Annotated in this window: 12 protein-coding genes; 11 read left to right on the top strand and 1 reads right to left on the bottom strand. The window is 42.5% G+C overall.

Features of this window, described 5'->3' with window-relative positions; genetic code table 11:
- Window positions 1-248: 248 nt before the first annotated feature.
- From LQV63_RS29415 to LQV63_RS29380, 8 genes are all read left to right on the top strand, one after another.
- The gene (locus LQV63_RS29415; protein WP_019424386.1) at window positions 249-944 is read left to right on the top strand and encodes a response regulator transcription factor; all 696 of its coding nucleotides are present in this window, start codon (window positions 249-251) and stop codon (window positions 942-944) included.
- Complete coding sequence (locus tag LQV63_RS29410; RefSeq protein ID WP_233699371.1) at window positions 937-2232, top strand: sensor histidine kinase; 1296 nt, start codon at window positions 937-939, stop codon at window positions 2230-2232. The genes LQV63_RS29415 and LQV63_RS29410 overlap by 8 nt, the downstream gene beginning before the upstream one ends.
- Before the next feature lie 307 nt (window positions 2233-2539).
- Window positions 2540-3268, top strand: coding sequence for an amino acid ABC transporter ATP-binding protein (locus LQV63_RS29405; RefSeq protein WP_233699370.1), 729 nt, complete (start codon window positions 2540-2542; stop codon window positions 3266-3268).
- Between the two features lie 59 nt (window positions 3269-3327).
- Window positions 3328-4134 (top strand): transporter substrate-binding domain-containing protein, encoded by an 807-nt coding sequence (locus tag LQV63_RS29400; RefSeq protein WP_233699369.1) that lies wholly within the window; start codon window positions 3328-3330, stop codon window positions 4132-4134.
- Between the two features lie 85 nt (window positions 4135-4219).
- Window positions 4220-4891, top strand: a complete 672-nt coding sequence (locus LQV63_RS29395; RefSeq protein WP_233699368.1) for an amino acid ABC transporter permease — start codon at window positions 4220-4222, stop codon at window positions 4889-4891.
- Window positions 4891-5541: an amino acid ABC transporter permease gene (locus LQV63_RS29390; protein ID WP_233699367.1), complete on the top strand. Its 651-nt coding sequence runs from the start codon at window positions 4891-4893 to the stop codon at window positions 5539-5541. Before LQV63_RS29395 ends, LQV63_RS29390 begins: the two co-directional genes overlap by 1 nt.
- A 96-nt stretch (window positions 5542-5637) precedes the next feature.
- On the top strand, window positions 5638-6930 hold the full coding sequence (locus LQV63_RS29385; RefSeq protein ID WP_233699366.1) for a sensor histidine kinase: 1293 nt from the start codon (window positions 5638-5640) through the stop codon (window positions 6928-6930).
- Window positions 6908-7825 (top strand): response regulator, encoded by a 918-nt coding sequence (locus LQV63_RS29380; protein WP_233699365.1) that lies wholly within the window; start codon window positions 6908-6910, stop codon window positions 7823-7825. The genes LQV63_RS29385 and LQV63_RS29380 overlap by 23 nt, the downstream gene beginning before the upstream one ends.
- 381 nt (window positions 7826-8206) lie before the next feature.
- On the opposite strand, the gene LQV63_RS31900 is transcribed toward LQV63_RS29380, so the two are convergent.
- The gene (locus LQV63_RS31900) at window positions 8207-8395 is read right to left on the bottom strand and encodes a hypothetical protein (RefSeq protein ID WP_325175937.1); all 189 of its coding nucleotides are present in this window, start codon (window positions 8393-8395) and stop codon (window positions 8207-8209) included.
- Between the two features lie 384 nt (window positions 8396-8779).
- Here LQV63_RS31900 and LQV63_RS29370 point away from each other — a divergent pair, with 384 nt between their 5' ends.
- Genes LQV63_RS29370 through LQV63_RS29365 form a run of 3 tightly spaced genes read left to right on the top strand, consistent with a single transcriptional unit; the run spans window position 8780 to window position 11141 of the window.
- Window positions 8780-10378 carry a hypothetical protein gene (locus LQV63_RS29370; RefSeq protein WP_233699364.1) on the top strand — a complete coding sequence of 533 codons (1599 nt, stop codon included), beginning with the start codon at window positions 8780-8782 and terminating at the stop codon, window positions 10376-10378.
- Between the two features lie 11 nt (window positions 10379-10389).
- The gene (locus LQV63_RS31610; protein ID WP_267934251.1) at window positions 10390-10524 is read left to right on the top strand and encodes a hypothetical protein; all 135 of its coding nucleotides are present in this window, start codon (window positions 10390-10392) and stop codon (window positions 10522-10524) included.
- Window positions 10512-11141 (top strand): hypothetical protein, encoded by a 630-nt coding sequence (locus tag LQV63_RS29365; protein WP_233699363.1) that lies wholly within the window; start codon window positions 10512-10514, stop codon window positions 11139-11141. Before LQV63_RS31610 ends, LQV63_RS29365 begins: the two co-directional genes overlap by 13 nt.
- The last annotated feature ends 103 nt before the right edge of the window (window positions 11142-11244 follow it).

Genomic DNA, 11244 nt, shown 5'->3' with positions numbered 1-11244 from the left:
CGACTTCGAATCAAAAGATGGAATTAAAACAAGGGTAATGATAAAGTCGGAAAACGGTGTAAAGCTTTACTCTACTGACGGAGGTCAGACATGGAGTGAAAATGCTCCCGAAGGCATGCCTGTAAAAATGAAATAAGCATTTGTTAAAGCGGCAACCAGAGAGTATCCGCAACAAATTGGTGTGACAGCCAATTTGTTGCGGATTGGATTATATCAACGCTTATGCTTATGTTATAGGGGGCATGCACGTGCGAATTTTAATGGTTGAAGATGAAAAATATATGGCCGAAGCCATAGAGCAAATCCTGAAGAAAAATAATTATAGTATTGATTTAGCGTTTGACGGGGAATATGGCTTAGACTGTGGCCTTTCCGGTATTTATGATATTATCATTCTCGATATTATGCTGCCTAAAATGGACGGCATCATCGTACTGAAAGAATTGCGCAATAACGGCATTCAAACTCCGGTGATACTGCTGACGGCAAAGGGGGAAACCGAAGATAAGGTAGAAGGTCTTGACAGTGGAGCTGATGATTATTTGGCAAAGCCATTTCAGACTGAGGAACTGCTGGCTCGATTGCGTGCCTTGGGTCGCAGAAAAAATGAAATGATACACGATAGCATTTTACTATATGGAGACATTGAACTCGATCCGCACACTTTAAACCTCAACTGTGGGAACAAAGACTTTAAGCTGACCTTAAAAGAAAGCCAATTGTTAGAGCTATTAATCAGTCGAAAAGGTATTATTGTTTCCAAGGATTCCATTATTGAGAAGCTTTGGGGTTACAAAACCGATGCGGAGGATAACCATGTGGAGGTGTATATCTCTTTTTTACGTAAAAAATTTAGCCATTTAAAATCTACGGTTCGTATTCAAACAGTGAGAGGTGCAGGGTATGTATTAAAAACGTCAAAAGATGGGAAAACCTATGTTTAAAAAACTGCGCAACCGACTTCTTATACTGAATATGTCAATTATTTCTGTAGTGATGATTGGCGCCTTTGCCGTTATTTATCTTACAACCTATAACAACATACAAACCGAAAACCAAAACAAACTGGAATTGTTATCTTCCAAACCAAACGCAGCCTATCTTAACTTACCGGACGATACAAAAAAAGAAAAGATAATCATAGGTATAATCCCTTCTGAATCTTCCCTTTCTTTCAATATGCTTGTAAATTCAGATTGCGAGATTCTTAAAGTAATCTCACATATTGATATGCCGGAGGAAACATATTTTAAAGCAGCCGAACTTGCCCTAAGTGGGAAAAAGAATACCATCATATCTCTTGAAAATAAACGGTGGCAATATAAAATATCTCCTTTGAATGGCACCCTTGTAACTCGTGAACACGGAAAAAAACTCATAATAAATTCGAATGGAGAAAATGTTCAGATTACATTTTTAGATATAACGGATTCCCACAAAACATTGATGGAACTGTTTACTACATTGTTTTTTGTAGGTATTATCATGCTTTTTGTAATATTTGCAATCAGTCTTTTCTTTGCCAGCCGGTCGATTGCGCCTATTGCCGAGACTTGGGAAAAGCAAAAACAATTCATTGCAGATGTCTCCCATGAACTGAAAACACCTCTTGCCATTATAAATGCCAATTCCGATGCCCTTCTTGCAAACGAAGGAGAAACCATCAAGAGCCAGAAAAAATGGCTTGATTATATAAAGAATCAAACCGACAGAATGGGCAAGCTTGTAAACGATCTTTTATATCTGGCTAAGACAGAGGACACAAACATCAAAATGCTTGACACCCCTTTTGATATCAGCGAAATTGTGAGTGATGTCCTATTATCAATGGAAGCCGTGGCGTTTGAAAAGGACATTACGCTTTTACAAGAGGTGGAATCGAATATTATTATAAAAAGCGACTGCGAAAAAATCAAACAGGTCATTACTATCCTGATGGATAACGCGATAAAGTATACGGAGAAAAAAGGCCGTATTAACATTACACTGAAAAAAACAAGGCATCAGCTTGCCTTTTCAATAAAAAACAGCGGCAAAGGCATACCAAAAAAAAATCTGTCAAAGCTGTTTGACCGTTTTTACAGGGTTGACCCTGCAAGAACACAGGAGAACGGCGGTTATGGTTTGGGACTGCCTATAGCCAAAGCTATCATCGACAGGCTTGGCGGTAAAATTTACGCCGACAGTAAGGAGAATGATGGCGCAACCTTTACTTTCACACTTGGATTATAAGCAGCCTATATACGTTGTAACTATTGATGATAGCCCTTCGGTAGTGGTTTTGAACTGGGCGGGGGGCTTGCGTCATCGAACAAGATGCATGTGAGCCCGCCTATGTGTCCGGGTGCTACTTGTATAAATGTAATCCCATCTTTATTGGTTCCGCAATTTAAAAGTTTGGCTATATTAACAGACGAAGTTTTTTGTTCGTTCCCTAAAATTTTTAATATTCAATTCTGTCGGATTATGTAGTTTTTCGTTGTTTCCCTATTAACTTGGTGTAATCACATCTTTAATCCTAACGAAAAGGGGGAAAGCAATGATTCATTTCCATCAGATCAATAAACATTACGGCAATTTCCATGTGCTGAAGGATATTAACTTATCGATTAAGCAAGGTGAAGTTGTAGTCGTTATCGGACCGAGCGGTTCCGGAAAAAGCACGATGGTTCGCTGTATTAACCGATTGGAGCTGGTTACGGACGGCGAGTTGATAGTAGACGGCGTACGAGTAAATGACAAGTCCACCGACATCAATCGATTGCGTCGGAATATCGGGATGGTGTTCCAACATTTCAACTTGTACCCCCATAAAACGGTGCTGCAAAACATTACTCTTGCTCCCACGCAAGTAGCCGCAATGTCTAAACAGGAAGCGGAACAGGCGGCGATGTTGTACCTTGAGAAAGTAGGCATCGCCGATAAAGCGGATGCTTTCCCGTCTCAGTTGTCCGGTGGCCAGCAGCAGCGCGTCGCCATCGCGCGGGGGCTGGCGATGAAGCCTAAAATTATGCTGTTCGATGAGCCTACTTCGGCACTGGACCCGGAAACCATCGGAGAAGTGCTGGATGTCATGAGAACGCTGGCGCGGGAGGGAATGACGATGGTTGTCGTCACTCACGAGATGGGCTTTGCCAAAGAAGTGGCGGACCGTGTCGTATTTATGGATCAAGGGAGAATTATTGAAGAGGCGGAACCGGCACAATTTTTTACTAACCCGCGTGAAGAGCGGGCCCAGATGTTCCTCAGTCGGATATTGAACCACTAATAGAGGTTGTTCAATAAGTTCGCTTTTGATCACGCACTAATAAAAAAGGAGAGTTCTGCATGAAACGTTGGAGTAAAGTAATCGGTATATCATTAGCCGTTGCATTATTTGTAAGCGCTTTATCAGGGTGTGTAAAACAGGCTTCCGAAGACGAGGGAACGATTGCCAAGATTAAAAAGCAAGGGAAAGTCATTGCGGGCGTGAAGTATGATCTGAATCTGTTCGGACTAAAGGATCCGGCTACCGGACAAGTGCAGGGCTTGGACATCGACATCGCGAAGCAGGTCGCGAAGAAAGTACTCGGGGACGAAAATGCAATTGAGTTCATGGAGGTTACGTCAAAAACGCGAATTCCAATGCTTAAAAACGGTGACATCGATATGATCGTTGCGACAATGACAATTTCGGAAGAACGGAAAAAAGAGATCGATTTCTCGGACGTTTATTTTACGGCAGGCCAATCGCTGCTTGTACCCGCTGACAGCCCGCTCAACTCCATCAAAGATTTGACGAAGGATTCAAAAGTGCTGACCGCAAAAGGTTCAACATCTGCAAAAAACGTTCGCGAGGCGGCACCTGACGCGCAAATTCTGGAATTTGAAAACTATGCCGAGGCGTTTACGGCATTAAAAGCGGGCCAAGGCTCCGCATTGACGACAGATAATGCCCTGCTTTACGGAATGGCGCAGCAAGACAATAACTTTCGCGTCCTAGATGAGACTTTCACAGAAGAGCCTTATGGCATCGGAATCCGAAAAGGCGATAAAGAGTTTGCGGAATTGCTCAACGATACATTAAAAGAGCTAAAGGACAGCGGCGAATACGCTCAAATTTATGAGAAATGGATCGGCAAAAAACCGATCTAAACGCAGATGCCGAGGGGATAAGCGCTGGCCGCTCGTCTCCTCTTTTCTTATTAACGAAGCTAACGAATCTAGGGAGGGTAAAAATATGTTTATCCATTTTTCGGTCCTTACTGAGCATCTCGACCGTTACTTGATCGGATTGGGGGGGACCGTCGCAGCAAGCGTTATTTCTCTCATTGCGAGCTTTATTCTCGGCGCAATCATTGCGGTGTTCCGCATTACCCCCGTTAAGCCACTTCAATGGATCGGCACCGCCTATGTCGAGTTTTTCCGCAATATTCCGCTCATGCTGATCGCATTTTTTGTTCTGGTCGGACTTCCGCTCTTGACGGGCGCTGTTCTTGTGCCGTTTGTATCCGGCCTGACCGCCTTGACTGTGTACACTTCCGCCTTTATTGCGGAAGCGATCCGCGCCGGAATTCAGGCAGTTCCCAAAGGACAGATGGAAGCGGCCCGTTCTTCCGGATTAACCTATATTCAAGCTATGCGGCACGTCATCATACCGCAGGCCGTCAAATTGGTTATTCCGCCGTTAGGCAACCAGTTTTTGAACCTGGTAAAAAATTCTTCCATATTTACGATATTATCGGCATCGGACTTAATGTATCAAGCCGATTTAATTAATTCAGATACATTTGACACGTTCAGCACATACATTTTTGCCGCACTGTTCTACTTGATCTTGACGATTCCGCTTAGTTTCGGCATCCGCCACTTGGAACAGAGGTCTCAGAACGTAAAAGGAGTTGAGGCGTAGTGGATTTTATCGGAGCATTGTCCCCTGTAAATATGCAGTTTTTGCTAAACGGGTTTCTTATTACAATCGAGGTTGCCCTTATATCCATTGCGATCAGCTTTATAATCAGCGTGCTCGTGGGTACGGTCCGGTACGCAAAAGTGCCTGTGCTGGGCAAGTTATTCGCAATTATGGTAGAGACCATCCGCAACCTGCCGCTTCTCTTGATTATCTTTTTTACCTACTTTGCCCTGCCGGAGATCGGTATCAAGCTTGATAAATTTACTGCGGCGGTGATTGCGCTTGTCATCTTCGAGTCAGCCATGATCTCCGAGATTGTTCGGGGCGGACTGAACTCAGTCGAGAAGGGCCTCATTGAAGCAGGTCGTTCTTCCGGATTAACGGCTATGCAGACACTTAGACATATCGTGCTTCCGATTGCATTGCGCCGCATGGTGCCGCCAATGGTGAGCCAATTCATCTCGCTGCTGAAAGACACGTCTTTAGCGGTTGTCATTGCTCTGCCGGAATTGATGAACCATGTGCAGATCATCAACGGACATAATATCAATTACGTCATTCCGACGTTTCTATTTGCCGCTCTGCTTTATTTTGCGATCAATTATTTGCTCTCGATCGCTTCGCGCAAGCTTGAAAATAAACATTCCTGAAAATGGTTGTTTTTGCGCGACAAAATGCCCCTCTTCCGGTACGATAAGAAGGAGGGCTGGGGGGCATCATGAGCGGAAAGGAGCGCGCAAATCGGCATGCGGGACCATAGACTGTTCATTTGGATTATGATTCTATTGTCGACGGGACTGCTCGGAGAAGTGAAAATTACCCCGTTCGGCGGAGATTTTCGGTTTTCGCTCGGTATTATGGCGTTTTTTTTCGGGATGTTATGGTTTTCTGTTCCCGTGCTTGGGACAGGCATTTCCGCGGGAATATTCGTCGTGTTGTTCCGGATTGCGATGGGTGGGTTGCTGCACGGTATCCCTTTGCACGAAGGGTTTGTTCAGCATATGCCTGTATTTTTCTATTATGTCACGTTCGCTTTTGTCATCTCACTGCTTAAAATTAAAACGAATGTTGAATATCACTTGAAAGTCGCATTTTTTGGCGCGTTTGCGGATATGGCATCCAATGGAGCGGAATTGCTGATTCGTATGGCTTCTGGCGAAGCGTCACACGTGACGTCTCAAGAGGTGATGTTAATCGTTCTCGTTGGTTTGCTCCGCAGTTTCTTTGCCGTAGGACTGTGCAATATGCTGGCGATTCGTCAGGTTCGGGCGCTGGGAGAGCAGAGGCGGTTGGAATTAGAGCGTTTAATGATGATTAATGCGGATTTGTTTGAAGAGGCCTTTTATCTTCGGAAGTCCATGTCTCATATTGAAGAAATTACACGTGAAAGCTACTGGTTATACAAATCACTCAAAAACCAGTCGTACCCGGACGCGGCACAGGCTCTCCATATTGCGGAACATGTGCATGAAATCAAAAAGGATTCGGAACGGATTTTATCGGGTTTATTTAAGATCATCCAACAGGAACGGATGCTGTCGAAGCGCATAACCGTTTCAGATCTATGTGCAATGGTGAAGCGTGCCAATACGAATTACAGCTTGCTGCTCGGAAAAAACGTCGAAATCGATGCGAGATGCGACATCAATCTTTCAACCAACGAAATTTATCCGCTTCTCTCCGTACTAAACAACATCGTGTCTAATGCTGTAGAAGCGATTCCACACCAAGGTCAGATCCAGATGCAGGTTGATCTCCACGATGATTCTATCTTGTTCACTGTCACGGACAACGGTCCGGGCATATTGGCCGATGAGCTGGAATTGATTTTTCATCCCGGATTTACGACCAAATTCGATGCCGAAGGAAACTCGTCAACAGGCATCGGTCTTTCGCACGCTGCGGATATCGTTCGTTTGCTTGGTGGAGACATTAGCGTTTGCAGCAGTCCTGGATGCACAAGCTTTGAAATCCGAATTTCTGTGGAACGTTTAACTGAGAGAGAGGGTGTCGAACATGCTGAAATTTTATCTGGTTGAAGACGACCATGCCGTCCGCAAAATGTTATCGCGCATCGTAAACGAAAGTGGTCTTGGCGAGGTAGTCGGTGAAGCGGGAGACGGATCTTGCGCGTCTGTGATAGATGTTCAAGATGCGGACGTCGTGATCATTGATCTGTTAATGCCGGGCCGCGACGGGATTGAGACCGTCAAAGCGCTGCGCGAAGAAAATTACGGTGGCAGATTTATCATGATCTCCCAAGTGGAGAACAAGGAGATGATCGGCGAAGCTTATCAGCAAGGAGTCGATACCTTTATACAGAAACCAATCAATCGCTTGGAAGTTCTGGCGGTGCTGCGGCGTGTATCCGAACACCTGTTGTTGGAGAAATCCGTGCAGACGATCCGTAACTCGCTTAGTTTGCTAGAGGTATCCGGAACCGCGGATATCAAGGCAGGAATGATCCTCCAAAAGGAAAGATCAATCGAACAACAAGCCCGCTCCTTATTGCTGCAATTAGGAATTGCTGGCGAAGCGGGCACTTCTGACCTCATCCGTATTATGAAATGGCTGAAAGAGCAGGAGCAAGAGCAAAGTATACTGCCGGACTTGCCGCCGCTCAAAACCATCTACGAACAAGTGGCGATATGCAGCCGTCAGCAGCCTGAGGCAAATCTGCAAAAGGACGTGCGTGCGATTGAACAGAGAATACGCCGGTTAGCCCTGCAAGCGCTTACTCATCTATCGTCTTTAGGCTTAACCGACTATGGGAACCCGACATTTGAATACTTTGCTTCGCGGTTGTTCGATTTTCAGGAAGTGCGCCTCCGTATGCGGGAGCTGGAGGAACAAAGCAAGTCATCCGCTTCCAAATTAAACCTTCGAAAGTTTTTATATGTTTTTTATATAGAGTCCTGCTCCTCTAGTCATTGATATAGCTGTAATTACATATGAGATTCAAGCTTGAGCTCTTCACTCCCATACCCTGCATCCGCAGTCACACGATTAGCAAGAATTAAGTTGTCAAATCTCGTTCACAGCCTCGCTCGATAGGCGATTGTGCAACAATACCTACCTATAACTCATCAGGAACATTCATTTCGAAATATCTATCTAGTAGTCAATGACGTGGAATTCAGATGCGTGCACGTTCATACCAGCTCCGTTTTTAGCATTCGCAAAGCTTACGAGTCTAGCAGAGCATCGAGATCATTCCCGAGGCGGTGCAGGATGCCCGGGACAATGCGCGCGCAAGCGGCATCGAGAACGCGCGCTTCTTCGAGGGCCGCGCCGAGCAGCTGCTGCCCGAGTGGGTCAAGCGCGGCATCCGGCCTGACATCGTTGTCGTCGACCCGCCGCGTACCGGCTGCGAACGCCCGCTGCTGCAGGCGCTAGCGCAAGCCCGTCCAGCAAGGATCGTGTACGTGTCGTGCAGCCCCGGCCACCTTGGCCAAGGACTGCCAGGTACAGATCGGCAGCGGCTACCGCCTCGCTTGGGTGCATCCGGTCGATATGTTCCCGCATACGGCACATGTGGAGTGCTGTGTGTCGCTCACTAGAGAATAGCCAATTCGAGCCACATTTACCTGCCCTAATATCGAAGATCTCAAACGCGACTAAGCTGCCAGAGATCTTCGTTTTTTTTTGCAATTAATTAAATACGCTTGAGATCTGCTTTAAGATAATATTATAGTAGGTCTTAATCACGTTTCTTTCTGTTTCATCAATCAAGCTATTGTGTGCTATCAGGTTCCTGCAATCAGCCATTTCTTTTAAATAACAAAAGCACTGTAAAAAAAGCACAGGATAAGAAATAATTTGTCCTGATTTCTTTGAGATATATACTTTGTGGAAAGCATAATTAAATAAAAGGCTGAGGTGGAATAAATGCAAGCGAGTGATTATATTAATTGGTGGGAAGCGAATAAAGAAACAGGACTGGAAGATGTAAAGAAAACTTTTATAGCTCTCTTTTCTAGAGCAGAATTTTTACCATCAATCTATCACCCAATTTTATATAAGTATCTTAAAAATCCTCAAATGAAACATTGGGACGAAGAGATATTTTCTTTTTCTAAGGATAAAATTCGAGAAATTGAGGATAAAGTAGGAAATGAAGTCATGTCTTCGACCCTACTATCAAATTTCCACCTCTTAGTTTATGCTTATCAAAGCATATTAGATTTAGAAGAAAGAATTATGATGATGAATAGATTTAAAGGTAATGAAGAACTTAAAGCAAAGATTTTCAGCATTAATATCTATAATGACCTACTGAATACAGCGTTCAGTAACACTTTGAAACTATTTATTGAATTTCAAAGTGTAACCGAGGGGAGTAATCTATTTCAAAAAAATTTAACCCCACAAATTGAATGTTTAGCCAGTTCAAAAAGAGGATATCAAAAAATTACGGATTTAGCAGATTCAAATATCCGTAATGCAATATCTCACGGTGGTGTAAAAGCAAATGGCACAAAGATGGTGTTTTCTTATAGAAAAGGAGCACAGCACTTACAACAAGAATCCACGGTATATGATTTCAAAGATTCGATGTTGCAACTATACGATGGAGTAACTGCTATTATACTAGCTTGGTTTAGCTACTTATGTGAAGAAGATATTTCTTATAATGAAGTATATGGAAATGATTCTGTCCACGAAGATACCTCACTGTTTTTTGAGAGGCTATCTATCTCAACGTTGCTAACGACCTGTGATAAAATATTTCAACTAGAAGTTAACAATCAGGAAGAAAAAAGAGAACATGTAAATGTTGAATTCACAGGCATAGATTTAGATATTGATTCAAGAGTTTTTCTTGGTTTGTATGCTGCGGAAAGGATATTTCATCTAAGAAAATTATCTACAAAAGATACTATAATGATTTCTTTTCATTCTTCTAAAGTTGCGAAATCTTTTTTCTCAATCGATTGTTCTGCAGTTAGTGACTTAACAAATGGCATAATTGATATGGGAAAAGCATGGCAACATGTAGTAGACAGCAAAAATGTATTGATGTTTCCAATCAATGACGAAGATAGAAATGAATTTGAGGATTCTTTTCGTTATTACCCAGATATAGAAACCGACGACTATCGTTTAACAGAAATCGAAGATATTAGTTTGGAAGATAAGAAAAGGTTTAAAGCTGTTGCTTATCTTAAAAGAGCAACAAGACCCCGTCATGTACGAGAAGCAGTTGAGGAAATCATTAGCCGAATAAAGGCTTTAGAAAATCATGGATTTTCATCAAATAAAGTAAAAAGTGGAAAAATGGAAGCAGATATAATTTACTTGGTTCTATACAAAAAAGAAGTTCGTAGAGGAAAAGACAGAACCTTATTTCCAAACAACAATAATTTTATTGCTCAAATTCAATATGACATTGATATGAAATTTCCAATTCGCAATAGGTTCGTAGACTCTCATCTTAAACGCAAACGTGAAGAAACGATAGAATATAATTGGAACCCCAACTTTTAGGAGGTGGCAATATGGCAATGTATGTCTACAAAGATAAAGGAAGAACAAAAGAACTCTACGCTAAAGACGCTTTAAAGGAGGATAAGAACAAACGTTATTACTGTCCTAATCCTAATTGTGACGCACATAGTATATGTTTGGTGTAGATGGTGTATCTTCTGCCTATTTTAGTGCTACACGAAAAGCGTACCCTCATCGTAAGGGATGTAATTTTGAAGCTTCAAATAATTTCAACTCGCATAAGTTTGATGAAAATGCTTTTGATTTTGAGAACGTTCTTGAAGCAATGAGAGTACCTAGCAAGTCTGTATTAAAAAAGAAATCTCCTGATCCGCATAAAACTGGAGAATCAGACTCAAAACCATTAAGAACTACTAGACAAATATATGATATGTGCAAATCATATCCGTGTTCACATAGTTATAATAACTTTGTCATTGGGCAAATGCTATTAGATGATCGAAGCGAGTACATGTACCCAAAAGGAGTTTTCGGTAATAGAGTTATTGAATCCAAAGTAAAGAGCGGTGCTTTTTATAATTCTACGAAAATGGAACTCCATCTTGTTGCTCCAAGTTCACAAAAATATGAGTTTATATTGCAATTTGTAGATATGGCACTGTTTAATGCTATTAAAAATAGCCTATATAACAATAGAGATAAATTAATCGTTGTATCTGGACTCTGGGAGCCATCTGGAACATTTAATGTGTTCTGCACAGAAATTGTGAGTAAAAAGCAAATAGTGGTAATAACTAAATAGTGTTTTGACAAGCAGTTAGTCTATAAAGATTGACTGCCTTTTTCATACCTATATAAGTTGAACGAAAGAAGATAGCATTCAAAGTCGAACGCATAGGCGGTCA

It is taken from the genome of Paenibacillus profundus (assembly GCF_021369635.1).
GTDB classification, from domain to species: domain Bacteria; phylum Bacillota; class Bacilli; order Paenibacillales; family Paenibacillaceae; genus Paenibacillus_B; species Paenibacillus_B profundus.
The sequence above is the reverse complement of the archived record's forward strand: the minus strand, read 5'-3'. Positions and strand labels throughout refer to the sequence as shown.

Coding starts and splice junctions, on each gene's coding strand:
- LQV63_RS29405 (WP_233699370.1), top strand. CDS start 2,540: ATGATTCATTTCCATCAGATCAATAAACATTACGGCAATTTCCATGTG.
- LQV63_RS29365 (WP_233699363.1), top strand. CDS start 10,512: ATGTTTGGTGTAGATGGTGTATCTTCTGCCTATTTTAGTGCTACACGA.
- LQV63_RS29385 (WP_233699366.1), top strand. CDS start 5,638: ATGCGGGACCATAGACTGTTCATTTGGATTATGATTCTATTGTCGACG.
- LQV63_RS29395 (WP_233699368.1), top strand. CDS start 4,220: ATGTTTATCCATTTTTCGGTCCTTACTGAGCATCTCGACCGTTACTTG.
- LQV63_RS29400 (WP_233699369.1), top strand. CDS start 3,328: ATGAAACGTTGGAGTAAAGTAATCGGTATATCATTAGCCGTTGCATTA.
- LQV63_RS29370 (WP_233699364.1), top strand. CDS start 8,780: ATGCAAGCGAGTGATTATATTAATTGGTGGGAAGCGAATAAAGAAACA.
- LQV63_RS31900 (WP_325175937.1), bottom strand. CDS start 8,395: ATGCACCCAAGCGAGGCGGTAGCCGCTGCCGATCTGTACCTGGCAGTC.
- LQV63_RS29380 (WP_233699365.1), top strand. CDS start 6,908: ATGCTGAAATTTTATCTGGTTGAAGACGACCATGCCGTCCGCAAAATG.
- LQV63_RS31610 (WP_267934251.1), top strand. CDS start 10,390: ATGGCAATGTATGTCTACAAAGATAAAGGAAGAACAAAAGAACTCTAC.
- LQV63_RS29410 (WP_233699371.1), top strand. CDS start 937: ATGTTTAAAAAACTGCGCAACCGACTTCTTATACTGAATATGTCAATT.